This is a genomic window from Duganella sp. CF517, assembly GCF_900110275.1.
Lineage (GTDB): Bacteria > Pseudomonadota > Gammaproteobacteria > Burkholderiales > Burkholderiaceae_D > Rugamonas.
On sequence record NZ_FODC01000001.1, the window covers coordinates 1,183,747 to 1,207,869 of the forward strand.

General features: G+C 63.2%; 20 protein-coding genes, 3 tRNA genes and 1 pseudogene. 9 read left to right on the forward strand and 15 right to left on the reverse strand.

The genetic code is table 11. The features are described 5' to 3' along the window. Positions 1-112: 112 nt before the first annotated feature. Positions 113-952 carry a M15 family metallopeptidase gene (locus BMX85_RS05080; RefSeq protein WP_090315241.1) on the reverse strand — a complete coding sequence of 280 codons (840 nt, stop codon included), beginning with the start codon at positions 950-952 and terminating at the stop codon, positions 113-115. Positions 953-1,047: 95 nt separating this feature from the next. Between BMX85_RS05080 and BMX85_RS05085 the strand changes: the two genes are divergently transcribed. Both BMX85_RS05085 and BMX85_RS05090 read left to right on the forward strand, forming a co-directional pair. Continuing rightward, positions 1,048-1,989 (forward strand): hypothetical protein, encoded by a 942-nt coding sequence (locus tag BMX85_RS05085; RefSeq protein WP_229210282.1) that lies wholly within the window; start codon positions 1,048-1,050, stop codon positions 1,987-1,989. A gap of 217 nt (positions 1,990-2,206) precedes the next feature. Next, complete coding sequence (locus BMX85_RS05090) at positions 2,207-3,364, forward strand: sterol desaturase family protein (protein ID WP_090314552.1); 1,158 nt, start codon at positions 2,207-2,209, stop codon at positions 3,362-3,364. A 68-nt stretch (positions 3,365-3,432) separates the two neighbouring features. Here BMX85_RS05090 and BMX85_RS05095 read toward each other — a convergent pair. Next, positions 3,433-3,508: transfer RNA gene (locus tag BMX85_RS05095), tRNA-Asn, on the reverse strand. Between the two features lie 56 nt (positions 3,509-3,564). Next, entirely contained in the window at positions 3,565-5,754 is a 2,190-nt protein-coding gene (locus tag BMX85_RS05100; RefSeq protein ID WP_090314553.1) for a TonB-dependent receptor, read from the reverse strand. A gap of 474 nt (positions 5,755-6,228) precedes the next feature. On the opposite strand from BMX85_RS05100, the gene BMX85_RS05105 reads away from it, so the two are divergent. Further along, entirely contained in the window at positions 6,229-6,546 is a 318-nt protein-coding gene (locus BMX85_RS05105; protein ID WP_090314554.1) for a hypothetical protein, read from the forward strand. Then, on the forward strand, positions 6,531-6,866 hold the full coding sequence (locus tag BMX85_RS05110) for a hypothetical protein (protein WP_090314555.1): 336 nt from the start codon (positions 6,531-6,533) through the stop codon (positions 6,864-6,866). Before BMX85_RS05105 ends, BMX85_RS05110 begins: the two co-directional genes overlap by 16 nt. 39 nt (positions 6,867-6,905) lie before the next feature. Here the strand turns inward: BMX85_RS05110 and BMX85_RS05115 are convergent, their stop codons facing one another. After that, positions 6,906-7,598 (reverse strand): DUF3334 family protein, encoded by a 693-nt coding sequence (locus tag BMX85_RS05115; protein ID WP_090314556.1) that lies wholly within the window; start codon positions 7,596-7,598, stop codon positions 6,906-6,908. Between the two features lie 452 nt (positions 7,599-8,050). Beyond that, positions 8,051-8,254: a hypothetical protein gene (locus tag BMX85_RS05120; RefSeq protein ID WP_143067897.1), complete on the reverse strand. Its 204-nt coding sequence runs from the start codon at positions 8,252-8,254 to the stop codon at positions 8,051-8,053. Positions 8,255-8,693: 439 nt separating this feature from the next. Between BMX85_RS05120 and BMX85_RS05125 the strand changes: the two genes are divergently transcribed. Beyond that, entirely contained in the window at positions 8,694-9,944 is a 1,251-nt protein-coding gene (locus BMX85_RS05125; RefSeq protein ID WP_143067898.1) for a hypothetical protein, read from the forward strand. A gap of 83 nt (positions 9,945-10,027) precedes the next feature. Here the strand turns inward: BMX85_RS05125 and BMX85_RS05130 are convergent. Beyond that, positions 10,028-10,103, reverse strand: a tRNA-Asn gene (locus BMX85_RS05130). 136 nt (positions 10,104-10,239) lie between these two features. Between BMX85_RS05130 and BMX85_RS05135 the strand changes: the two genes are divergently transcribed. Together BMX85_RS05135 and BMX85_RS05140 are read left to right on the forward strand one after the other, a co-directional pair. After that, complete coding sequence (locus BMX85_RS05135) at positions 10,240-10,719, forward strand: SRPBCC domain-containing protein (RefSeq protein ID WP_090314559.1); 480 nt, start codon at positions 10,240-10,242, stop codon at positions 10,717-10,719. Next, positions 10,716-11,072: an ArsR/SmtB family transcription factor gene (locus BMX85_RS05140; RefSeq protein WP_090314560.1), complete on the forward strand. Its 357-nt coding sequence runs from the start codon at positions 10,716-10,718 to the stop codon at positions 11,070-11,072. Before BMX85_RS05135 ends, BMX85_RS05140 begins: the two co-directional genes overlap by 4 nt. Positions 11,073-11,155: 83 nt before the next feature. Here the strand turns inward: BMX85_RS05140 and BMX85_RS05145 are convergent. Then, a tRNA-Asn gene (locus BMX85_RS05145) sits at positions 11,156-11,231 on the reverse strand. A 125-nt stretch (positions 11,232-11,356) separates the two neighbouring features. Beyond that, entirely contained in the window at positions 11,357-12,559 is a 1,203-nt protein-coding gene (locus tag BMX85_RS05150) for an amino acid aminotransferase (protein ID WP_177196647.1), read from the reverse strand. 114 nt (positions 12,560-12,673) lie between these two features. On the opposite strand from BMX85_RS05150, the gene uvrB reads away from it, so the two are divergent. Further along, a complete protein-coding gene (gene uvrB, locus BMX85_RS05155) occupies positions 12,674-14,755 on the forward strand; it encodes an excinuclease ABC subunit UvrB (protein WP_090314562.1) in 2,082 nt (693 codons plus the stop codon). Between the two features lie 9 nt (positions 14,756-14,764). Then, positions 14,765-15,790: a pirin family protein gene (locus tag BMX85_RS05160; RefSeq protein ID WP_090314563.1), complete on the forward strand. Its 1,026-nt coding sequence runs from the start codon at positions 14,765-14,767 to the stop codon at positions 15,788-15,790. Between the two features lie 6 nt (positions 15,791-15,796). Here BMX85_RS05160 and BMX85_RS05165 read toward each other — a convergent pair whose 3' ends face one another. The 7 genes and pseudogenes from BMX85_RS05165 to BMX85_RS05190 form a co-directional block, all read right to left on the reverse strand. Next, entirely contained in the window at positions 15,797-16,744 is a 948-nt protein-coding gene (locus BMX85_RS05165; protein WP_090314564.1) for an alpha/beta hydrolase, read from the reverse strand. A gap of 14 nt (positions 16,745-16,758) precedes the next feature. Further along, a complete protein-coding gene (locus tag BMX85_RS31540) occupies positions 16,759-17,133 on the reverse strand; it encodes an SdpI family protein (protein WP_373923318.1) in 375 nt (124 codons plus the stop codon). Between the two features lie 141 nt (positions 17,134-17,274). Further along, positions 17,275-17,415: pseudogene (locus BMX85_RS31545) on the reverse strand (DUF1648 domain-containing protein); the annotation flags it as partial. Continuing rightward, positions 17,412-17,723 (reverse strand): autorepressor SdpR family transcription factor, encoded by a 312-nt coding sequence (locus BMX85_RS05175; RefSeq protein WP_090314566.1) that lies wholly within the window; start codon positions 17,721-17,723, stop codon positions 17,412-17,414. The pseudogene BMX85_RS31545 and the gene BMX85_RS05175, both read right to left, overlap by 4 nt. Positions 17,724-17,833: 110 nt before the next feature. Then, a complete protein-coding gene (locus tag BMX85_RS05180) occupies positions 17,834-18,928 on the reverse strand; it encodes an ABC transporter ATP-binding protein (protein WP_090314567.1) in 1,095 nt (364 codons plus the stop codon). 9 nt (positions 18,929-18,937) lie between these two features. Continuing rightward, positions 18,938-22,735 (reverse strand): GH36-type glycosyl hydrolase domain-containing protein, encoded by a 3,798-nt coding sequence (locus BMX85_RS05185; protein ID WP_177196648.1) that lies wholly within the window; start codon positions 22,733-22,735, stop codon positions 18,938-18,940. Further along, entirely contained in the window at positions 22,728-24,101 is a 1,374-nt protein-coding gene (locus tag BMX85_RS05190; protein ID WP_090314568.1) for a GH1 family beta-glucosidase, read from the reverse strand. The genes BMX85_RS05185 and BMX85_RS05190 overlap by 8 nt, the downstream gene beginning before the upstream one ends. Positions 24,102-24,123: the final 22 nt, after the last annotated feature.

Consider the following 24,123-nt stretch of genomic DNA (forward strand, 5'->3'; position numbering starts at 1 on the left):
TGGTTCGGTCGGGGCTCGGACGACAGCGCTTGAAAGGAAGGCGGACCGATCAATGTTGCCACCAATCATGACGCGAATTCTTGAGCGGGGACAATGATGGCCGCGCCCTGTTCTATTTGCGCACAGTGCCGGGCACGCGCAGTTCCGTGTGGCCGAAATCCATCATCGTCCAGCGTCCGCCCCAGGTCAGGCCAACCGATTCGGCCACCTCGCCATACAGGCGGTAGCCGCGCATCGCCCACGGATCTTTTTCGGAGATCACCAGCTTGCCGTCGCGCAGGAACGCGCAGTCGGCCGCCAGCCCGAACTGGTGGTAGCTCTGGAAGGCCTTGGCATTGGTGACGCTGGAACCGGCCGCCGCCAACGAGTTCTGCCGCTCCGGGCTGCGGTAGCCCTCCAGGATCGCCATGTCGTAGCCGTGGCGCTCCTTCATGATCCGGAACACCAGCAGCATGCGCTGGGAAAAGTCGGGGTCGAGCAATTGCCAGTTGCGGTTGGCGCTGTCGAGCATGGGCCGCACCAGGGTAACCTCGGCGGTCGTGAACGTCGTCGGCGGCAACGGCGCCGGCGCCACCAATTGCTCGCCCTTGAGCAAATCGGCCACCTGGTCGTTGGTGACATGGCCGACGCCGTCATAACCGCCCAGCATGTCGCGTCCGCTGAGCATCAGCGCCAGCAGCGGCGGCACCGTCATCAGCACGGACGCGGCCAGTATCAGCGGATAGCGCCGTTGCACGAATCGCCATGCGCTGCCGGCGCCGCCGCGCGCGCCGCGTCCCAGCGCCGACGCCTGCCGCGTGCCTTGTTGACAATCGCGCCGCAGGCGCTGCTCCAGACGGCGCCCGATCGCGCTGGCCGACTGCGTCATCAGATCGCGTCCCGCCGGAAACAGCAGCAGCCATGCGCCAACGCACGCGAACACGAAAAACATCAACACAGAAAATAGAAACATGGTGCGCTCCGTCAAAGCAAAGTCCGGCCGCCGGATGGACACTGGCAAGCGATCGGGTCAATAGCGTTTCATCGTAGGCCCGATCGGCGATCGGCGTGAAAGACCAGATCAAATTCGAAGGGAATATTGTGGACACATCAAAACGAAAGCCGGACTTGATGGGAGCGCCGGGGGCGCAGATGGACAGCGCCAAACGCATCCTCGCGCATCTCGAACACGGCGCGCGGCTGCCCGCCTCCAAACCGGCGCGCGCCGCCTGGGCCGTCGACGGCTGGACATTGGGTCTGGGCATGCTGCTGCTGGCGATGTGCGGCATCGCCTGGCTGATGCACGATAAGAGCGCCACATCGAACGGCTTCAAGACCAGCTACAGCAGCACGCGGGCATTGCCGCGGCATGAGGCCATACCGGCGCGCGCGCGGTTGGAAAACGCCCACGTCGACCCGGGGGAAGTGATCGTCGATCCGGTTGAACTGCCGGCGGCGATCGTGAACGATCCGGCGCAGCTACTGGCGGAAAACAAGCTCGCGGGCAGGAGCGAGAGTCGGTCAATGACGACGCCAACAACGGCGCCGCGCGAAGTCGGGCCGACGGCCTACACGCAGTCTGCCGCCGCCGCCGCGAGGCCGACGCCCGGACCGCAGCCCTTGCTTGCCGAGACGACGCGGGTCGCCTCGGTCGGCGCCGCTTATCCGAAGCCGGCCGGCGCCATCAGCAAATACAACAGCGCCAGCGCCGCAACGCCGCGCGTGAGCCAGGCCACCGCTACGGCTACGGCATCACGCGGCAAGGCGGCGGCGCCAACCAACGACACCGATGTCGCCCTGCTCACAGCGCTTGTCGCGCACGCCGGCAAGCCTGCGGTCGTCGCCCCCGAACGCAGCCGCGACATCGTCGAGCGTCGCGACGGCGACAACACGGCGGACCTGCTGGCGCGCTGCAAGCAGCTCGGCCTGATCGAGGGGATGCTGTGCCGCTCGCGCATTTGCTCCGGACGCTGGGATTCGGACGCCACCTGTCGCGCGCCGGCCAATTGATGTCGGCCTGGCGTTACTGAATCGCCTGCTGTTGGCCGCCGGTGTCGCTGCGTCAAACGAAAAGAGAGCCGCGATGCGCGATCCGATACCGAGGAGATATTGCGGGACCTGAGCATGATGGTGAACATTGACCTCGGTCAAGAAGATCGCGCACCCCGAGGTCCTAACTTCGGCTATGATTCCAATTATTGCCACTTAGCAATAATTGGAGAATGTGATGGAGTACAAGGTCATCAGTCAGGTTAGTAGCGCGGTTCAGGAAACGAGCGACTTGCTCAAGCAAAGCGGACCGCTATCGAAAGGCAACGGGTTGGCCAGCGGCGTGCTGGCGTTGACGCTGGCGATTTTGTCTGTGCTGGGCGTGGCGGCGTTCCACTATCCGCAATACCTGACCACCCCCGAACTGCGGCAGGCCTACTCGCCGGATGTGATACGCCACATTTTGTTTGCCGCGCTGGTGCTGTCCGGCTCGATCAGCCTGCTCAATGTGCTCTTCAGGCGCAGGCGCGGGCTCAACGCCGTGGCCGGCGCGCTCGTGCTGATCAGCGTGGCGGCCGGCGGCTCCCACGTGCCTGTCGCCGATTTCCCCGACCACACGCCGTACATTGGCCTGGACTGGTTCATCCTCGACCTGCTCGGCTCCACGATCATCTTCGCGGCGCTGGAAAAACTCTTCCCGCTCTATAAAGGCCAGCTGCTTTTCCGTAAGGAGTGGCAGACCGACATGATGCACTTCGCGTTTAACCATTTCATCGTCGGCCTGGCGTTACTGACGGTGAACTTCGCGATCCACCGCCTGTTCGGCTGGATGGTGAACGATAGCGTGCATGACGCGGTACAGGCCCTGCCTTTCATTCCGCAGCTGCTGGTATGCATCCTGGTGGCCGACCTGGTTCAATACTGGTTCCACCGCAGCTATCACGAGGTGCCGTTCCTGTGGCGGTTCCATGCCGTGCATCATTCGGCAAAGACCATGGACTGGCTGGCCGGTTCGCGCCAGCACATGCTCGAACTGATCTGCACCCGGGTGGGCGTGCTGGGCGGGCTGTACGTGCTTGGTTTTGAAAAGAACGTGATGGATGCCTACATCATCATCGTCGGCTTCCAGGCGGTGTTCAACCACGCCAACGTCCATCTGCCGTGGGGCCCGTTGAAATACGTGTTCGTCACGCCGGATTTCCATCACTGGCATCATTCATCGGACGAGGTCGCCATCGACCGTAACTACGCGGCGCACTACGCCTTCCTGGATCACCTGTTCGGCACCGCCATCAAGGGACAAAAGGGCTTTCCCGAAAAATACGGCGTGCAGGGCGACTACATGCCCGATGGTTTTGTGAAGCAGCAGAAGTTCCCGTTTACGGCGCAGAAATAGTCCACCGCGCCGCCGGAAAGCAAAAAGCCCAACCGGTGAAGGCTGGGCTTTCTGATCTTGCTAAATTCTGGCTCCCCGACCTGGACTCGAACCAGGGACCTGCGGATTAACAGTCCGTCGCTCTACCAACTGAGCTATCAGGGAAAAGAGGCCGCATTATATACGGCCAATTTCTAGCTGTCTAGGCTAGCGGGCGAAAATCAGAAACCGCCCTTGAACTGCACACCGAACTGGCGCGGCTCGTTGACCATGCCGGTCAGGTTGTTGAAGTCGATCGCGCCGATGATGCGCTGGGTGTCGGTGAGGTTGCGCGCGAATGCGGCCACTTCGTACTTGCCGCCATCCCAGTTGTAGCCGACGCGCAGGCCGCCTTCAACCATCGACTTGCCGGTGAATTCCTTGGCTTCGTACAGGAAGAAGTTGATCTTGCTGCGATACGACCAGTCCGTCAGCACGAACAGGTTGCCGTTCTCCAGCGCCCAGTTGTAGCGCGCGGTCGCGTTCAGGATGTACTTCGGCGCCTGCGGCAGCGGGTTGCCGTTGATGTCGACGCGGCCGGCAGCGTTGAGCGGGTCGGTCACGGTGCACGAACCGCACTTGGCCACGGACAGGCTCGGGTCCTTGATCTTGGTGAAGTTGTACGAACCGCCGGCCGAGACCTTGAACGCCGGCGTGATGAACGCCTCGAAGTCCGCCTCGACGCCGCGACCGTCGGTCTTGGCGGCGTTGATCAGGCGGGTGACGTTGGAGTTACCACCGACCACGGTCAGCTGCTGGTTCTTCACTTCGTAGTTGTAGACGCTGAACGAAGCGCGCGCGCGGCGGTTGAACAGGTCGGCCTTGACGCCGGCTTCATACGAGGTGATGGTTTCGGCGTCGGCCACGGTGATCGGCACCGACGCCGAGGCGGCGGCGATACTCGGCGCGCGGAAGCCGGTGGCCACGCGGGCGTAGGTGCTCACGTCCGGGTTGACCTTGTAGGTCAGGCTCAGATCCCAGCTGGCTTTGCTCTTGCTCTCGTCGACCGACTGCGGGCCGGCCAGCACGACGTTCTGGGCTTCGACGGTGTAGAAGTCCTTCTTGTCGTTGGTGTAGCGCAGGCCGCCGCGCAGGATCAGGTCCTGGGCCAGGTCGTAGGTCACCGAACCGAACACGGCAGCAGCCTTGTTGGTCTGATGGCTGGCCAGGTGCGACGTTTGCGCGCCGGTGGTGCTGTTGTAGTTGTTGCTGTAGCCGTCGGCGCTTTCCTTGAAGTAGTAGACGCCGGTCTGCCAGTTCAGCGGACCCGCGTTTTTCGATTCGACGCGGAATTCCTGGCTGTACTGGTGCAGGCCGCTCAGTCCGCCACCGGTTTCAACCTGGAACGGAATGAAGCCCGGACCGGTCGGCGTGCCGCCGTCGATGTCGCCACGGCTGTAATAATTGTCCACGCCTTCGTAGCCGGTGATCGAGAACAGCTTGACCGAACCGAGGTCCCAGGTCAGGCGGGCGTTGGCGCCGTTGGTGGTCAGTTCCTGGGCGTTCTGGCCGTTGGTGCTGATCTGGTTGAAGTTGTAGCCATCGGCGAAGTCGTTGGTGCCCTTCTTGATGATGTTGGCGCGGAACAGGCGCGCGCTGCCGGTGGTCGAACGCGCGTGCACGTTGAACAGGGCGTTGAAGGTGGTGCTCGGGCTGTACAGGAACTGCACGCGCTCGGCGTGTTCGTTGTAGCCTTCCAGCGAATCCTTGGCGCCGGTGAAGGTGTTGTCGACGAAGTCGTCGCGGTGCTGGCGCAGGGTCGATACGCGCATCGCCCACTCGCTCGACAACGGCACGTTGGCGGCCGCTTCGAGGTTGACGGTGTTGTGCGAGGCCCACGACAGGCTGTAGTAGCCTTCGACCTGCTTCAGGTTCGGCTTGGCCGATTCGAACTTGACCACGCCGGCCGGGGTGTTGCGGCCGAACAGGGTGCCCTGCGGGCCGCGCAGCACTTCCACGCCGGCCATGTCGAACATCGGGAAACCTTTGAGGATGCCGTTTTCCTGCACGACGTCGTCGTACACCAGCGATACCGGCTGCGAGGCGAAGGTGCTGAAGTCGGTGTTGCCGTAGCCGCGGATGTAGAAGCGCGGGAAGGTGCGGCCGTTCGACGATTCGACGTTCAGCGATGCCACTTTGCCTGCCAGCAGGCGGATGTCCTGGCCGCCGGACAGCAGCACGTCGAGCTTCTCGTCCTTCAGCAGGGTGACCGAGACGGGCACATCCTTAATGTTCTCGGCGCGGCGCTGGGCCGTCACGACAACGGTTTCCAGTTGCGCGTCGGTCGCGGCGCTTTGCGCGAAGGCGGAACCGATGGGCATAACGGCGCTCAGCGCCAGCAGGCGCTTGTGCATCTTAGACAATTTGATCATTCAATTTCCCGATTTAAATGTAATGCAAAGAGTAAAAAACAGCGTCTCCTGTTCTCTCTTTTCGTGACGCGTCCAGTCCTCTGATGGGGCCGTGACGGCAAACGGTGGATGTCTAGAATGCACCGTCCGTTAGAAAGGCGGTATTTTCTTTCATTGATACCAGGTATTGCAAGACGTATATATCTCAAATGGCATTAAGTGTTAGATATTCGGTTCTCGATAGGAGCAGACGGAATAATAGTGGGCAGCGCGCCCGGCGCGGCCGCCCCGCTTGATCGGAATCGCAACATTGCCTTTTCGCTATCATGACGGCCGTTTGCGCGCGTAGTGGCAATGGCAAGTGTATGAAAAAACCCACATTTCCAGCGCGCCGGCGATGCTTGCGCCCTCTCATTGTTCGGCCCGCCCAAGATGCTATAACCAAGGTTGGCACCCAAACGGACCGCAATGATGACCCGGCTCCGGCATCGCGGCATGGCATGGACTGCGCTTGGCGGTTACGCGCTGGCGCTGCCGCATCTGTACCTGGCGGCGTTGGCTGCGGGACTGGTCGTGGTGCCGTGTTACTGCCTGACGGCGTCGATCGCGGCGGACGGCTTCAACCACCAGGCCGGCCTGCGCTACGCCTGGCAGGCGCTCACGGCCAACCTGCACACGCTGCTGCGCAACCTCGGCTACGCGGGCGCGCCGTTGGCGCTGATCGCCATCGTAGTGGAGTCAGGCAGCGCCGGGAGGCGCCGCCGCGCTGGGCGCTGGTCAGCATCGCCGTCAGCCTGGTGCTGGCGAAGCTGACGCTGCAATCGCTGGTGCCCGTTGCCATCGACGACCGCTATCTGACACCGGCGCTACCCGCCTACACGGCGTTGGCGGCCTTGGGCGTTTTGCATGTCGCCACCGCGCTGCGTGGCTGGCTGGCGCGGCGCCGGACGATGGCGCCGCCGGCGGACGGCCGCGTGGCGCTGGGGGCGAGCGCGCTGCTCGCGCTGGCCATGCTGGCGCCCGACACCGAAGTGTACGCCCTTGCCGGCGATGCCCGGGCCGACATCGGCGCCGTCCGCCGGTTGGGCGTGCCCGCCAAGGGCGCCGCACTGTCCAACGCGGCCGGAGAGTGAGCCGGCCAGCGTCGCGGCGGGTCCGCTACGCCCGCCTGCTTACATACCCAGCGACTTGAGCAGCGCGTCCTGGGCCTCGTCTTCAGCCGATGCGGCAGCCGCCGAAGAGGCCGCGCTCTGGTTGCTGCGCTCCTGGTCCATCAACACGTCCGGATCGTCCACCTCGCTCGCATCGAAATCGTGCAGGCGGATGAACTCGGTGCGGTCGATGGCCAGCTCCAGGTAGAAGATGTTGCTCTTTTCGGTGTAGAACGTCACGCGGCGCATTTCCGGACGGTCCAGCGGCGTGTCCACGCTCAGCATCACCTGCTTGGTCAGCACCAGCATCTTCGGCTGGTTCTGGGTGATGTTGGTCTGCAGCTCGCGCCGCACCTTGCCGGTGAAGTCGCCGACGATCTGGTTCATCAGCTCGCCCATGATGTTGGACACTTCGTCCGACGTGTGCGAACTGGCCAGCTCAGACTTTGGCATGCCCATGTGCAGCATGTAGCGCTCGTAGATTTCCATCGCGGTATCGGCGGCGAAATTCAGCACCACCAGGCCGGTGAAGCCGCCGTCGAACATCACGAAGCAACCGATGTCGGGCTTCAACCCGGTCTTGGTGATTCGCTGCACCATGCCCGAATAATTCACTTTACTCTGCGTGGCGACGTTCAGCACGCGGGTCACCGAGTTACACAAACTGATCAACAAATCTTCTGTACCGTACACAACATCCTTTTCTTCGCTCATGGGGCAACCTCTATATACTTTTTATCGATGACGACGCTGTGTCATGGTCCAGCGCCAAACGAAACATGGCCTCCTCGCTCAGCAAGCGGGCGGCCTCATCTTTCCATTCCGTAGCCGAAATAAAATCAATACCACTGAGTATGCCGAGGCGCAAGATTCCCGTCCACCTGATTCACACATTTACGTCAAAATTCGGTGCCTGAATGCAAAATTCTGGGGCCTTGCGTCCACGACAGAGACGAATTGTGCAACGGTGTTTTTTTTGCAATCCAAGCCGCGCGTTGCGCATGGCGTCGATCGCCCCCGCCCTCCTCCGCGCAGATGGTCGACCAACGATAACAGATGAGGAAGCAGCGTCTGCAATATGTAGGGCGGATTGGCGAAGCGCAATCGTCCATCGAAGAGCCGTCGGCGGCGCGCGAACAAGCCACCACCGCACCCGCCCCCAGGACTTACTTAGAAGTCCGGCGCTTTTTGCGTTTCGGCGGTGCAGCGAGCGGGAACATGGCGTCGGTCCAGACCCTGGTCATTTGCGTCATGTTTTTTGCCGTCTCACGTTTAACCGCAGCCGTAGCCTGCGCCCGGGCGGAGCCGGCTACCTGATTGGCGACGCGGTTGGCCTGACTAAGGAACATGCTCATGAATGGATTTTTCATATCGGCACCTGATCTCGAGAAGTGAGTGCCAACGGTACAACGTTAGCACGAAGGCCACCGTTCGCTATCCCACGCTGCCCGCGTCCACCGTGGCCTCAATCCGACGAACATGCACAGAGCATGCACAACGGGCAACGCTTCTGGCGGTCGCGAAAATTTCCTGCGACGTGGCGTGCGTGACCCGTGTCGCAAGTGCCCTAGTGCCTCGCCCAAACATCGAAGCAAGACGAGTCTCCAACGACCAGTACTTGGCTTGCCTGCCTGCTGCATCAGCAAAGGCACCACCAACGAAAGGATGACCCGGCGATGCGCTTGTGCGACTTCTGCGCATCCGCCGCCGCACCAATCGACGGAAAAGCCCTCCCTTGACTAGCAACAACGCGCTGTGCGGCTGACACTCTCAGAATGGGTGATATGTTGCAATTAAGGAGCGATCATTATGCTAACCCGCCTCGCGTTATTCTTCCGGACACACTGGCAAAGACTAACGCTGTCCCAGTCGTCGCGACGTCTATCATGGTTTTCTTTGATACTCGTATTCCTCATCGATGCCTACGTCCTGAGCCTGCTCTTCGATGGATTGAATCGAACCGCGCGATTAATTGATGCTCCACATCCGAAAATGAATCGGCACTGTGTCGATCTTACGGTGCGCTATCTTCAGGAGGGCGCCGACGAGGGTATCCGGAGCATCGAGTGGTTTGGCGACCGCGTTTCGGAAGACCGGCAAAACGCCATTGATCAATTCGACGAGTACGTTAGCGGACGCCATCCAATGTGCGATCAGGTACGCGACAAACTGTTGGCAACCGTCAGCGACCCGACGCTCAGCAAGCTTTTCTTAGCACGAAAGCAGCAGCTGAAAGAAATCGAAGAGATAAAAGCGGCGATCAGTAAGCTCGAATCAACCTACGGCAACGCGCTGTTGGAAAAAATAGCCAACCAAAAACGCAGCGACTCTATCACGCCCGTTGAAGCTGGAAAAATGAAAGTCACGCTGGATGATATGAACGCGACGCTCGAAAAAACGCAACGGCAACGCGATGAGACCCGCGCATCCATCAACGAGCATCCGGCGATTAAAGCATATACCGCCTACCTGCAAACGCTTCCCGTGGTCGCGGCTTACCAATCCGACCAAGAACTTTACGAAACCGCGCGCGCTTGGTATCCAGTCAAAATCTTCGCGGCGCAAACCGGTTTTCTCCTGCCGCTATTGTTGCTGGCGGTGTTATGGAACCGGCAAGCGCTCGACAAACAACGTGACACCAGCATCATGGTCTCTTCCCATCTCATATTGGTGGGTGGAATTCCAATCGCTTTACGCTTGCTGCAACTGATGCGCGAATTCCTGCCGGAGGAATTACTGGGCTGGCTGCTGTATAAATTGGAGCAATGGCACATCAGCTTCCTGTGGTACTACGGCTTGATCTTTGCAAGCGTCGGCGCAGGATTGTTGCTGATCTTCATTGCCCAACGGACGTTCTTCACGCCATCCCGACAGAGGATGAGGCGCCTGCTCAAAGTCCTATGCAGGAGTTGTGGGGAAAAATTGCGGCACAGCGAACAAGCTTGGTGCGAGATCTGCGGCGCCGACCAACTGACAGCATGCGGGAAATGCAGCCAGCCGCATCGCATGATAGCCTTCCACTGCAGCCACTGCGGCAAAAGCCAACCTGCTGCCGAGTAAGATCGCGCTGTCGGATTCCGCGCAGCCATGAAAGCAAAAAGCCCAACCGGTAAAGGCTGGGCTTTTTTGATCTTGCTGTGTTCTGGCTCCCCGACCTGGACTCGAACCAGGGACCTGCGGATTAACAGTCCGTCGCTCTACCAACTGAGCTATCAGGGAAAAGAGGCGTGATTATATACGGCAATCCCGCATCTGCAAACCCCCTTTTCGCCGCCGCGCAATACTGAAGTCCGGACTTGACCTTTGAGCTGAACCGGCCGATACTGAAGTCTCAACTTCGCCAAAGGAGATTGCCATGACCGCCCCCGCCCAATTCGATACCTTTCGCCTCGAACGCGAATTTGCCGCGCCGCTGAGCCGCCTGTATGCCGCCTTTGCCGATCCCGAGCGCAAGCGACGCTGGTTCGCCGACGGCCGGAACCACGATGTGGAGCAATTCTCGATGCAGCTCGAAGTCGGCGGCCGCGAGCTGGCGCGCTACCGTTTGCGCGAAGGCACGCCCTTCCCCGGCAGCAGCATCGAAGCCGATGGCGTCGTGCTCGACCTGGTGCCGGAGCAGCGCATCGTCATCGCCAATACGATGGCGATGAATGGCCGGCGCTTTTCCGCGTCGATCCACACGTTCGAGTTTTCGGCGACGCCGGCCGGTGGCGCGCACCTGACGTTCACCCACCAGGCCGCGTTTTTCGAGGGCGCCGACGGCCCGGCGATGCGCCGCATGGGCTGGGAACAGCTGCTTGAACAATTGCAGCATGCGCTGGACGCGCACGCATGAGCAGGACACCGCGGCCGCAACCATTCGCGCCCGGCGCGGTCGACCAGATCTTCGTCGCGATGGGCGACGCCACGCGGCGCGCGATCTTCCGCCTGGTGACCGGCGGGCCGCAGACGGTGAGCGCGCTGGCTGGCGCGCTCGGCGTGACCCTGACGGCCGTTGCGCAGCATCTGGCGGTGCTGGAATCGTGCGGATTGCTGCGCACCCGCAAACAAGGGCGCGTGCGCATCTGTGAAATGCGGCGCGAGGCGCTCGACGTGCTGGCCGAATGGGTCGCGCTGAACCGGCAAATGTGGGAGCAGCGCTTCGATGCGCTCGACGAGCTGTTGAAGGAGGACGATAAGACGGAGTGAGCCAAACGCAAAAAAGCCCATGTGGCACTGCAACGATCTTAAACGTTGCAAGCACACATGGGCTTTTTGGTCTTACTGAATTCTGGCTCCCCGACCTGGACTCGAACCAGGGACCTGCGGATTAACAGTCCGTCGCTCTACCAACTGAGCTATCAGGGATTAGAGGCAACATTTTATACTGTTTCGTTCGCGCCATCAAGAAAGATTTCTATCAGCGCAACTTCTGCCAGCACTCCGTGTCGCCACTCAGGTCAAGCTAGTGCTCAACCCGAAGAAGCAAGAGTTTAGAGCACTTTGGCGATGGCGTCAATAACGATGTCGATATTGCGCGAATTCAACGCCGCCACGCAGATGCGGCCGGTGTCGACCGCGTAGATCGACTGCGCGCGCAGCTGCTCAACCTGCGCCTTGGTCAGGCCCGAGTACGAGAACATGCCGACCTGGTCGCGCACGAAGGCGAAATCATGGGCCGGAGCCTTCGCCTTGAGCTTCTCGACGAAGGCTTCGCGCATTTCCTTGATGCGCACGCGCATGCCGGCCAGTTCGTCTTCCCACATCTGACGCAGTTCCGGCGTGGTCAGCACGGTGGCGACGACCTTGCCGCCGTGTACGGGCGGGTTCGAGTAGTTGGTGCGCACGACGCGCTTCAACTGCGACATCAGACGGCTCGCCTCTTCGCCGCTGGCGGCGACCACGCTCAGCGCGCCGACGCGCTCGCCGTACAGCGAGAACGATTTCGAGAACGAATTCGACACCAGCAGCGGACCGCCGGCGTCGGCGAAGCGGCGCACCACGGCGCCGTCTTCGGCGATGCCGGCGCCGAAGCCCTGGTACGCCATGTCGAGGAACGGCACCAGGCCGCCGCCGGTGACGGCGGCGATGACTTCGTCCCACTGGGCCGACGTCAGATCGGCGCCGGTCGGGTTGTGGCAGCACGCGTGCAGCAGCACGATGGAACCGCGCGGCATGGCCTTCAGCGCGGCGAGCATGCCGGCGAAGTCGACGCCGTGGGTGGCGGCATCGTAATAGGCGTAGTTGTTGACGGTGAAGCCGGCGCTTTCGAACAGCGCGCGGTGGTTCTCCCAGCTTGGATCGCTGATGTAGACCTGCGAATCAAGCGCGAAGCGCTTGAGGAAGTCGGCGCCGATCTTGAGCGCGCCGGTGCCGCCGATCGCTTGCACGGTGATCGCACGTTTCTCTTGAATTACCGCGCTGTCGGCGCCAAATACCAGCTCTTGCACCGCCTTGTCATAGGCAGCCAGGCCTTCGATCGGCAGGTAGGTGCGCGGGGCCGGCGTGGCGATCAGGATTTCTTCCGCTTTCTGTACGCAAGACAGCAGAGGCACTTTGCCGTTGTCGTCATAATAAACGCCGACGCCCAGGTTGATTTTGGCTGGGTTTTGGTCGGCGTTGAAGGCTTCGGTGATACCCAGGATCGGGTCGCGTGGTGCCATGTCGATGGCGCTGAACAAGCTAGGATTCGTCATGATAAGATTGGATTCGATTGGAAGCGTTTCGCAGCGGATGAACGTAGACAGCGCCCCTCAAAAAACTACTTCAGGCCGCTGGCAGGCCATTATTCTAACAAAGGTCGGACCACGATGGCTGAATTACCAGTAGTAGATACCCCCAAGGCAACGGTTATTACCTTCCCGGATTCGCCGTTCAAATTGCACCAGCCGTTCCCGCCCGCCGGCGACCAGCCGGCGGCGATCGACCAGCTGTGCGAAGGCATCGACGACGGCCTGTTTTTCCAAACGCTGCTCGGCGTGACCGGCTCCGGCAAGACCTACACGATGGCCAACGTGATCGCCCGCAAGGGCCGTCCGGCGATCGTGTTCGCGCCCAATAAAACGCTGGCCGCGCAGCTGTATTCCGAGTTCCGCGAGTTCTTCCCCGAGAACGCGGTCGAGTACTTCGTCTCGTACTACGATTACTATCAGCCGGAAGCCTACGTGCCGCAGCGCGACCTGTTCATCGAAAAGGATTCGTCCATCAATGAGCACATCGAGCAGATGCGCCTGTCGTGCACCAAGTCGCTGATGGAGCGGCGCGACGTCATCATCGTCGCCACCGTGTCGGCCATTTACGGTATCGGTAATCCGAACGAATACCACCAGATGATTTTGACCTTGCGCCAGAAGGACCGCGTCTCGCAGCGCGACATCATCGCGCGCCTGATCCAGATGCAGTACACGCGCAACGAGGTCGATTTCGGCCGCGGCACCTTCCGCGTGCGCGGCGACACGCTCGACATCTTCCCGGCCGAGAATGCGGAGCTGGCGGTGCGCCTCGACATGTTCGGCGACGAGCTGGAATCGATCCAGCTGTTCGATCCATTGACGGGCCGCGTCAAGCAGAAGATCCCGCGCTTCACCGTCTATCCGGGCTCGCACTACGTCACGCCGCGTTCGACCGTGCTGCGCGCGATCGAGAGCATCAAGCTCGAACTGCGCGACCGCCTGGAGTTCTTCCGCAAGGAGAATAAGCTTATCGAAGAGCAGCGCATCGAGCAGCGCACCCGCTTCGATCTGGAGATGATGGCCGAAATCGGCTTCACCAAGGGCATCGAGAACTACTCGCGCCACCTGAGCGGCGCCATGCCGGGCGAACCGCCGCCGACCCTGGTCGACTACCTGCCGAAGGACGCGCTGATGTTCCTCGACGAGTCGCACGTGTTGATCGGGCAGCTGAGCGCCATGTACAACGGCGACCGCTCGCGCAAGACCAACCTGGTGGACTACGGCTTCCGCCTGCCGTCGGCGCTGGACAACCGGCCGTTGAAGTTCGAGGAATTCGAACAGAAGATGCGGCAGACGATTTTCGTCTCCGCCACCCCGGCCGACTACGAAAACACGCACGCCGACCAGGTGGTCGAGCAGGTCGTGCGTCCGACCGGTCTGGTCGACCCGCTGATCATCGTGCGCCCCGCCCGTTCGCAGGTGGAGGACTTGATGTCCGAGATCACCGACCGCGTCGCCAAGAACGAGCGCGTGCTGGTGACCACGCTGACCAAGCGCATGTCCGAGCAGCTGACCGAATTCCTCAGCGACCATGGCATCAAGGTGCGCTACCTGCACAGCGATATCGAAACCGTGGAACGGGTCGAGCTGCTGCGCGACCTGCGCATCGGCACCTTCGACGTGCTGGTGGGGATCAACCTGCTGCGCGAGGGCCTCGATTTGCCGGAGGTGTCGCTGGTGGCGATCCTGGACGCCGACAAGGAAGGCTTCCTGCGTTCCGAGCGTTCGCTGATCCAGACCATCGGCCGGGCCGCGCGTAACCTCAACGGCGTGGCGCTGCTGTACGCCGACCGCATGACCGATTCGATGGAACGCGCCATCGGCGAGACCGAACGCCGGCGCGCCAAGCAGATCGAATTCAACGCCGCCAACGGCATCATCCCGCGCGGGGTGAGCAAGATCATCAAGGACATGATCGACGGCGTCTACAGCCCGCAGGACGCGCGCGAGAACCAGCAGGTGGCGCAGGAGGCGGCCAAGTACGAGTCGATGAGCGAAAAGCAGATCAGCAAGGAGATCAAACGGCTGGAAAAGGCGATGCTCGATCATGCCAAGAACCTGGAGTTCGAAAAGGCCGCGCAAGTGCGCGACCAGCTGCACGGGCTCAAACAGCAGCTGTTCGGCGCCCCGGGCGCGGACACGCCGCCCACCCCAAACTGACCGGCACCTATGACGAATCCGATTTTAAGCAGCGGCCCGCTGGGCTTCCCGTGGGCCACCATGGACCCGTTCCTGTTTTGCGTCCACCACGTGGACAACTATCCCAAGGGCGATGGCAAGTTCGGCCCCGCCGCGTCGCTGGCCGGGCGCCGCCTGGGGCAGGACTTCATGAATATCGACGGCTGGAATATGTACCACGGCGAGCAGGTGCCGGGCTTTCCCGGCCACCCGCATCGCGGCTTCGAGACGGTGACCATTGTCCGCCATGGCCTGATCGACCACGCCGATTCGCTGGGCGCGGCGGCGCGCTTCGGCGCCGGCGATGTGCAGTGGCTCACCGCCGGACGCGGCATCGTCCACTCTGAGATGTTCCCGCTGCTGAAGACCGAAGATGACAATCCCCTCGAACTGTTCCAGATCTGGCTCAACCTGCCGGCCCGCAGCAAGTTCGCCGAGCCGCACTTCACCATGCTGTGGTCAGAGGATGTTCCCCGCGAAACCGTGGTCGACGCAGCCGGCGCGCGCACCGAGGTGGTCTGCGTGGCCGGCCGCGTGGGCGCCTCGCAGGCCCTGCCCCCGCCGCCGGATTCCTGGGCCGCCGCCGAGGACAGCGACCTGGCGATCTGGGTGGTGACGATGGAGCCCGGCGCGCAATGGACGCTGCCGCCGGCGCGCGGCGCCGACACCAAGCGGGCCTTGTACTACTTCGACGGCGACGGCGCCAGCCTTGGCGGCCAGCCGCTGGCATCGCGCAGCGTCAACGACGTGCGCACCGACACGCCTTGGCAGTTGGTGAATGGCGCCGCCGGCAAGGCGCAGTTCCTGATCCTGCAAGGACGACCGATCGGCGAACCGGTGGTGCAATCGGGGCCATTCGTGATGAACAGCGAACAGGAGATCCGCCAGGCCCACGCGGACTACCGCCAGACCGGCTTCGGTGGCTGGCCATGGCCGGACGGCGCGCCGGTGCATGGCGACGACCCCACGCGCTTCGCCCGCCACACCGACGGCAAGGTCGAACGGCGCGACAGCTGAACCACGTCAGCGCTGTTTGACAAACGCCGCCACGGCTTCGCTCAATTGCGGGGACAGCGGCAGGCCAGGATCGCTATACGATGCCCGCTGCGCCGCTGGATTGGCGGGCACCATTTTCAGCACGTGGTTCATGCCGTCGATGACCACCAGCTTGGCCGACGGCGCGGCGGCAGACAGCGCCTGCGCCTCCTTCACCGCGACCTGGATATCGGTCGCCCCCTGCGCGATCAGCACCGGCATTTTCAGCGCGGCGATCGCCTTGCGCGGGTCGGTCTTGAAGGACGATATCAAATACGGCTGCACCGACGGCCGGTACAACATCATCAGCTCCGGCGGCACATCCTCCACCGCTTTGCCCTGCTCCAGCGCGACCAGTATGCGTTCGTTCGCGCCTGCCAGCGCGGGCGGCAGCTTGGGCTTGAGCTGGTCGCGCAGGATGTCGGCCAACGGATGGCCAGGGCCGGAGATCGACACGCAGGCATCGGCCTTGGCGCGCTGGCACGCCACCAGCGCGATCAGCGCCCCTTCGCTGTGCCCCGCCATCACCACCTTCGAGAAGCGCTTGTCGGCGCGCAGCTGGCGCATCCACACCACGGCGTCGTCGACATAGCTATCGAGGCGCAGATCGGATTCCTCCTTGACCAGGGCGGCGCTGGACGCGACGCCGCGCTTATCGTAGCGCACCGTCGCGACGCCCTGCTGCGCCAGCGATTCGGCCAGCATGCGCAGGGAGTTGTTGAGCAGCGAGGCCGCCTCGCTGTTACCGTCGCGGTCCGTCGGGCCGGAACCGGAATGCAGCAGCACCACCGGCACCCTGGCGCCGCCCTCCGGTATCAGCTCCGTGCCATACAGCGTGCCACCGTCGACGGCCTGCGTGACGGCGCGTTCGGTGTAGCTGCCCGCGTGGGCGGTGCAGGACAGCACCAGCATAGCCAATAACAATTTACAGCGCATGGATAAACCTCCGGTTAGTGCGATTCGAGTGAATGACTTTTCTGCAGTCTTTTATAGTGCAGCAGCGAGTAAAGGACCACGAGCGGCGCCCACGCCAGCCCCAGTAGCAGGATGCTCCACCCCGGCGCGCGCATCGATAGCGCCAGCAAACCGAGCAACCCGCTGGCGACCATCAGCCGCCCCGCCATGCGGTGCGTGGCGTACCACACGCGCTCACTGGCCAACGTCCAGGGCGTGCGGATGCCGACATAAAAATTGCGGCGCACCTTGCCCATCGGGTTACCCATCAGGACAAGCAACAGGAACAGCCCCGCCGGCACCGCGCGCTGCATCGGCACCGTGCCGCCTGTCCCGGCGATCAGCACCAGCGCGAACACGTAGCCGAGCATGCAGACAACCAATCCGGCGATGTAGTAGTAGGTCGACAGGAACTCCGTGATGCCGAAGCGACGCGGCGACAGGACCGGCAACGCCAATCCCACCAGCGTGAACAGCGCCATGCTGCCGGGACCGACCACCCACATCACGGCGCGCCCGGCATGGCCGTCCACCCGGCCTTCGATGTTCCAGTGCACAGGCACCTCCGCGGGCAGCAACGGCCAATAGTACATAAGCGCGGCACAGGCGGCGGCGATCAGCGACAGGCAAACCACGAGATAACGCGTTCTCATTTTTTTCTCCCTTTTTGTTCTGTCTTTTGCGAAGGCTTGGAGTCGGCGTCGGTCAGGTCCATCACCCACGCCAACACATCCTGCAGCACCGTGGTATTAAGCCCATACCAGATGGTCTGCCCGTCCCGCCGCCGAGTGATCAGGTCAGCCTCGCCGAGCACCGCAAAATGATGGGACATCGAAGGTTTGCTCATATCAAAATGCCCCGCCAGATCGCCCGCCGTCATCTCGCCTTGCCGCAGCAGCCGCAGAATCTCGCGCCGCGCCGGATCGGCGATGGCTTTAAACGCGTTGTTGGAGGCATTCATTAGTCATTCATCTAATTAGACAGTCATCTAACTATAGGCCGTTAAAATCTCCCGGTCAAGCGATCTTTGGCCGGACGGCCACGCGCGCGCCGGGTTGCACGCATGGCAAATTAATAGACGGCCAGCCCCGCTTCATCGAAAACATGCCAGCGCGCCTGCTCGACGCGAATAACGGCGGTCTGGCCGCCCTGCCAGCGCGCCTCGGCATCCACCCTGGCGATCAACTGGGTCGCGCCGCCATCCGGCGTCAGATAAATGTAGCTGGCGTCGCCCAGCAATTCGGCCGCCTGCACCGTGACCGGAATACCGGCGACACCGCCGCCAGCCTCGGGTGCCGCCAGCGCCATGTGCTCGGCGCGCACGCCCAGCGACACCGGCGATCCCGGAACCAGGCCATCGCGCGCACCGATCGGCACCAGAGCGCCGCCGGCCAGCCGCACCGCCATGGACTGCCCGGCCAGCAGCTCGACCACGCCGCTCAGGAAGTTCATCGCCGGCGAACCCAGGAAGCCGGCGACGAACATATTGGCGGGCCGCTGATACAGCTCCAGCGGCGCACCCACCTGCTCCACCTGTCCGCCGCGCAGAACCACGATGCGGTCGGCCAGGGTCATCGCCTCCACCTGGTCGTGGGTGACGTAGATCATCGTGCTGCCCAGCGTGCGGTGCAGGTTTTTCAGCTCGATGCGCATCTGCACACGCAGCGACGCATCGAGATTGGACAGCGGTTCGTCGAACAGGAACACCTGCGGCTGACGAACGATCGCGCGGCCGATCGCCACCCTTTGGCGCTGTCCGCCCGACAGTTGCTTCGGCTTGCGCTGCAACAGCGGCTCGATACGCAGCGTGGCCGCCGCCTGCTCCACCTTGGCGCGGATCTCGTCGCGCGACAATCCCGCCATCTTCAGCGCGAAGCCCATGTTGTCGAACACCGTCATGTGCGGGTATAAGGCATAGCTCTGGAACACCATGGCGATGCCGCGCGCGGCCGGCGTCACGTGCGTCATGTCACGCCCGCCGATCGTCACCGTGCCCTCGTCGGCGGTTTCCAGCCCGCAGATCGTGCGCAGCAAGGTCGATTTGCCGCAACCCGACGGCCCCACGAACACCACGAACTCGCCATCGGCGATGCTCAGGTCTATGCCGCGCAGGATGGGCTGCTGGCCGAATCCCTTGCGTATGCCGCGAATGTCTACTCCAGCCATGACTTCCCCTCAACCCAGGACCAGTTCGACGCGGTGGACCGCGCCGTCGCGCAGCAGCGGAATGCGCGCCACGCCGTCGTCGGCCGCAAGCGCCGTGCCGTCGAGGGTAACCGCTACGACATCCCTGGCGCTACGGCCCGGATTGCGCACCGTGATCTCGTAGCTGCCACCGTCATCGGGCAGCTGATGGCGGATGGTGTATTCCGGCCAATCGTCCGGGATGCGCGGCGCCAGCACGATCGTGTCGCCGTCCTCGATGCTGAAGCCCAACACCGACTCCAGTCCCACGCGGTACATCCAGCCGGACGATCCCGTGTACCAGGTCCAGCCGCCGCGCCCCACATGCGGCGCCTCGCCATAGACGTCGGCGGCGATCACATACGGCTCGACCTGATACACCGCCACCGCCGCCGCGTCGCGCGCATGGGTCACAGGGCTGAGCATCTCCAGCAGCCGCGCGGCGCGGTCGCGGCGCCCCGCTTCGGCCATCGCCCGTACGACCCAGCAGGCGGCATGGGTGTACTGGCCGCCGTTTTCGCGCACGCCGGCCACGTAGCCCTTGATATAGCCAGGATCGTTGGGCGTGTTGACGAAAGCGGGCGTCAGCAGCCGTATCAGGCCGTCCTGTTCGGACACCAGCCGCTGCTCCAGCGCGTCCAGCGCCTGTGCGGCGCGTGCCGGTGGCGCCGCCTCGGAGATGACCGCCCACGCCTGCGCCAGCGCGTCGATCTGGCACTCGTCGCTGTCCTTGGAACCGATGACGGCGCCATTGTCGTAATAGGCGCGGCGATACCATTCGCCGTCCCAGCCGCCATCGTTCAGCGCCTGGTCCAGATGATCGTGATACGCGCTGTAGATGGCGATGCGCGCGGTATCGCCGCGCCGCTCGCAGATCGGCAGGAAGTCCTTGATGATGCGCGACAGGAAAAATCCCATCCATACGCTTTCGCCGCGTCCTTCGCGGCCGACGCGGTTCATGCCGTCGTTCCAGTCGCCGGTGCCCATCAGCGGCAAGCCGTGCGCGCCCTGCGTCAGCGAGCGGTCCAGCGCGCGGCAGCAATGCTCGTAGACGACGGCGCTTTCGCCCGACAGCGACGGCTTCAAATAGACCTCGTCCTCGCCGTCCTCCAGCAATGGCGCCGTCAGGAACGGTTCGACTTCATCGAGCACGCTCCAGTCGCCGGTGGTTTTGACGTAGAAGGCGGCCACGTACGGCAGCCATAGAAGGTCGTCGGAGAAGCGCGTGCGCAGTCCGCGTTCCATCGGCGCAGTATGCCACCAGTGCAGCACATCGCCTTCGACAAACTGGTGCGCCGCGTGGATGCGGATCTGCTGGCGCGTCAGGTCGGGGCGCGAGTAGATCATCGCACTTGAATCCTGCAACTGGTCGCGGTAACCCAACGCACCACCGGACTGGTAGAACGCCGAGCGACCCCAGATGCGGCAGCTCAGGTTCTGGTAGGCCAGCCAGCCGTTCTGCATCAAGTCGATGGCAGGCACCGGCGTGCGCACTTGCACCGCGCCGACGGTGTGCCGCCAGAACGCGGTGATTTCAGCGAATGCCCGCTGCACCGCGCCGGGCGCGGCGTAGCGTTCCACCAGTTCCAGCGCCGCCGCGCGTTCCCGCGTCTCCCCCAGCAGCACAACCCATTCCAGCGTGGCGCCCGGCGCCAGTTCATGCGTCGTCTGGAACGCCGCGCAGGGATCAAGGCCGGCGCCTGTCACGCCGTCCAACCGTGCGGCGGCCAGCGCGGCTGGCTTGGCAAGGTCGCCGTGCCGGCCGACGAAGGCTTCGCGGTCGGCACTGTGGTGTACCACCACGCCATCGCCCGGCAACGCGGCGGCGAACGTCACACCGTCGGCGAACTGGCCGGCGAGCGGATTGGTCGCCAGCAGCGTGCCCGAGGCATCCCACTCGGTGATGACGAACCGGCTGCTCTCGGCCGGCGTGCCGCCCAGGACCAGCCGCTGGTACGAGAACACCGACAGCCGGCGAGCCACCGCGTCGCGATTGGTCACGCGCACACGAACGATCTTCACCGGATCATGGCGCGGCACGAACATCACCGTCTCCTGCTCCAGGCCATGGCTGAAGTGATTGAAGCGCGTGTAGCCAAAGCCGTGCGCCGCCTCGTAGCCCGCCCGCGCCGGGGCCGGACCAGGCACCGGGGACCAGAACCGGCCACTGTCCTCGTCGCGCAGGTACAGCGCCTCGCCGTGCGGGTCGCGGATCGGATCGTTGGACCAAGGCGTCAACCGGTGGATGCGGCTGTTGCGGCTCCAGGTGTAGCCGGAACCGCTTTCGCTGACCAGGAAGCCGAATTCCTCGTTCGATATGGCGTTGGTCCAGGCCAGCGGTGGGCGCCGCAATCCATTGGCGCTATTCCAGTCCATGCGGATCACATACTCGTCGCCCGCATCGGAAAATCCGCCATAGCCATTGAAGTGATGCAGCACGGCGCGGCCTGGTAGCGTCGCCGGTCCATCCGGTTGCGCAGCGTCCATGGCAGGCGGCTGTGTGGCGGCGCCGTCATCGGTCTCCAGCGCCGGCATCGGGCCGCGCACAACCAGTACCGCGGTCATTTCGATCAAGGCGAGATCCTGCTTTTTGAATTGATCCGGTTTGCGCACATGGACGCCTTCGGCGTTCTTGCGCGAGCCGTCACCGTCCAGCAGTAAAAGGTCGACCACCCAGCCATGCGCGCCCCAATAGGCGCGCGCACGCAGCAGCAACTGCGCGTTGGCGTCGTCCGCGCCATCGACCCACAGGACGGCCAACGGCCCGGCCGGAAGCGCGTAGGACGATACAACCGAAGCGATATCGGCGGAAGCCTCCACCCCACGCGCGGTGTGGCGGGGTGCACGCACCGCCGAATCGCCATATAACATCGCACCGGCCAACCGCTGCAGGTAAGTCGCCTCGTCCGAGCTCAAACCCAGTCGTTGCTCCAGCGCCTGCTGGGCGGCGCGGGCGGCATTGATCGCTGTGCGATCCGCCGGTTCTAGGCCGCCGACCAACGCGAGCGCGTGCTCGCGACTGTCCGCCGCGCCGAGGACAAATGCCACGCTGGTGTGCGCGCCGGGCGCCAGCGTCACCGCGCGGCGCAAGCTAAACGCCGGGTCGAGCACATTTCCGACCGTGTTGGACAGTTCTCCGTCCATGCCGGCAGGCCGGCCCAGGTCCCGTCCGCGCCCCACAAAACGCGTGCGATCGGTGTCGAAGCCGGCGGCGTCGCCACCGGCGGCGGCATGCACCATCCACAGCGCCGCGTCGCCCTCGCCGCGCGGCCTGCGCCTTGCCAGCAGTGCGCCCGTGGCGGCATCGAACTCGGTCTGCACAAACAACTTGGAAAACGCCGGATGCGAGGCTTCATCCGCTTGGCGGTTCAACACCACTTCAAGATAGCTGGTCACCTCGATATGGCGCTCGGTCGAGCCGGTGTTCTTGAGCACCACGCTGCGCAGTTCGAGGTCGCGCGCGGGATCGACAGCGATCTCCATATGCGCCGCGATGCCATGCGCCGAGACGCCTATCCAGAAGCTGCCAGCCTCGCCGCCGGAGGTCCTGACCGCGTCCCCCGGACCGCCGGGCTGCAAACCCAGTGACCAGACCTCGCCGCTGACGGTGTCGCGCAGATAGATGAAATAGCCCTCGCCGTCCTCGACGCGGTCACCGCTCCAGCGCGACAGGGCCGTGTCGCCGACCCGGCTGAAACCCGTTCCGGCGCCGGTGATCAGCGTGGTGAAGCTGCCGTTGGAGAGCAACCGCGCTTCTTGCGCAGGGATGTTATCGAAACGATTATTCATTGTGATGTCCGGCTTCCAGATTGAGGCAAGCGCCATTGCTGGCGACGATATCGGCGTACAGCAGCGCGCTGTCCTTCAGCGTGCGCTGCTGCGTTTCAAAGTTGACGTGGATGATGCCGAAGCGCTTGGAAAAGCCCAGCGACCACTCCAGGTTGTCCAGCAGCGACCATACCATGTAGCCCCGCAAATCGACGCCCGCTTCCAGCGCGGCGCTAATGGCGCCCATGTTTTTGCGCAGGCAATCGACGCGCAAGGGATCGTGTACACGCCCGCCCTCGGCCCGAGGTGGATCGTAGAACGCCGAACCGTTTTCCATCACGTACAGCGGCGTGTCCCCGTAAAGGCGTTTGAAGTTGAGCAGCGTATCGGTCAACCCCTGCGGGAACACCTCCCATCCCGTCTCGGTGTAGGTGGCCTGGTTCTGGCGCACCGGCGCCACTTTCAACGGCCAGTTGGAGGGCTCGTCGCGCACCACGCTGCGGGTGTAATAATTAATGCCGACGAAGTCCAGCTTCTGCCCGATCAATTCGAAATCGGCGGCGGGCCAGTCCGGCCAGGCGTCGCCGAACATCTGTTTGAGTTCCGGCGGATAGGCGCCGAGGAAGATCGGGTCGAGGTATTGGCGGTTCATGTAGGCGTCGGCACGCCGCGTGGCGTCGAGATCCGCCTGCGATTGGCTGGCCGGATACTTAGGTTCGATATTGACCACGATGCCGATTTGGTGCTTGCCCATTTCCCGGTATGCCTTGACGGCGCTGCCGTGCGCGCGCATCAGGTTATGGCTGGCCAGCGCCGCTTCGTGCACGCTGCGATGGCCCGGCGCCAAAGTGCCGTGCATGTAGCCGCCATCGGTAACCACCCACGGCTCGTTTAGCGTGGCCCACGACTTGACCCGCCCATCGAAGGCCTCGAACAGTACGCGCGCATAGTCGGTGAACCAGTCGGCGATGTCCGGATTGAGCCAGCCGCCCCGGTCGTCCAGCGCGGCGGGTAAATCCCAGTGGTACAACGTGAGCATAGGTTCGATACCGTTGGCAATCAGCTCGTCGATCAAACGGCTGTAGAAATCCAGTCCCGCCGGATTCACGGCGCCCCGCCCTTGCGGCAGGATGCGGCTCCACGACACGCTGAAGCGATAGGCTTTCAGTCCCAACTTGACCATCAGCGCGACGTCCTCCTTGTAGCGGTTGTAATGATCGCAGGCGACGTCGCCGTTGTCGCCATCGCGCACATTACCCGGCACCGCGCAGAACCGCTGCCAGATGCTCGGCCCCGCGCCGTCGGCCAGCGGCGAACCTTCGATCTGATACGCCGACGTCGCACTGCCCCATAGGAAAGCGGCGGGAAACTGGATGGATTTACTCATTTGATGATCCTTGTGATCTCGA

Coding starts and splice junctions, on each gene's coding strand:
- BMX85_RS05140 (WP_090314560.1), top strand. CDS start 10,716: ATGAGCAGGACACCGCGGCCGCAACCATTCGCGCCCGGCGCGGTCGAC.
- BMX85_RS31540 (WP_373923318.1), bottom strand. CDS start 17,133: ATGCTCGGCTACGTGTTCGCGCTGGTGCTGATCGCCGGGACAGGCGGC.
- BMX85_RS05175 (WP_090314566.1), bottom strand. CDS start 17,723: ATGAATGCCTCCAACAACGCGTTTAAAGCCATCGCCGATCCGGCGCGG.
- BMX85_RS05105 (WP_090314554.1), top strand. CDS start 6,229: ATGGCATGGACTGCGCTTGGCGGTTACGCGCTGGCGCTGCCGCATCTG.
- BMX85_RS05185 (WP_177196648.1), bottom strand. CDS start 22,735: ATGAATAATCGTTTCGATAACATCCCTGCGCAAGAAGCGCGGTTGCTC.
- BMX85_RS05090 (WP_090314552.1), top strand. CDS start 2,207: ATGGAGTACAAGGTCATCAGTCAGGTTAGTAGCGCGGTTCAGGAAACG.
- BMX85_RS05135 (WP_090314559.1), top strand. CDS start 10,240: ATGACCGCCCCCGCCCAATTCGATACCTTTCGCCTCGAACGCGAATTT.
- BMX85_RS05165 (WP_090314564.1), bottom strand. CDS start 16,744: ATGCGCTGTAAATTGTTATTGGCTATGCTGGTGCTGTCCTGCACCGCC.
- uvrB (WP_090314562.1), top strand. CDS start 12,674: ATGGCTGAATTACCAGTAGTAGATACCCCCAAGGCAACGGTTATTACC.
- BMX85_RS05080 (WP_090315241.1), bottom strand. CDS start 952: ATGTTTCTATTTTCTGTGTTGATGTTTTTCGTGTTCGCGTGCGTTGGC.
- BMX85_RS05150 (WP_177196647.1), bottom strand. CDS start 12,559: ATGACGAATCCTAGCTTGTTCAGCGCCATCGACATGGCACCACGCGAC.
- BMX85_RS05160 (WP_090314563.1), top strand. CDS start 14,765: ATGACGAATCCGATTTTAAGCAGCGGCCCGCTGGGCTTCCCGTGGGCC.
- BMX85_RS05115 (WP_090314556.1), bottom strand. CDS start 7,598: ATGAGCGAAGAAAAGGATGTTGTGTACGGTACAGAAGATTTGTTGATC.
- BMX85_RS05190 (WP_090314568.1), bottom strand. CDS start 24,101: ATGAGTAAATCCATCCAGTTTCCCGCCGCTTTCCTATGGGGCAGTGCG.
- BMX85_RS05100 (WP_090314553.1), bottom strand. CDS start 5,754: ATGATCAAATTGTCTAAGATGCACAAGCGCCTGCTGGCGCTGAGCGCC.
- BMX85_RS05120 (WP_143067897.1), bottom strand. CDS start 8,254: ATGAAAAATCCATTCATGAGCATGTTCCTTAGTCAGGCCAACCGCGTC.
- BMX85_RS05125 (WP_143067898.1), top strand. CDS start 8,694: ATGCTAACCCGCCTCGCGTTATTCTTCCGGACACACTGGCAAAGACTA.
- BMX85_RS05180 (WP_090314567.1), bottom strand. CDS start 18,928: ATGGCTGGAGTAGACATTCGCGGCATACGCAAGGGATTCGGCCAGCAG.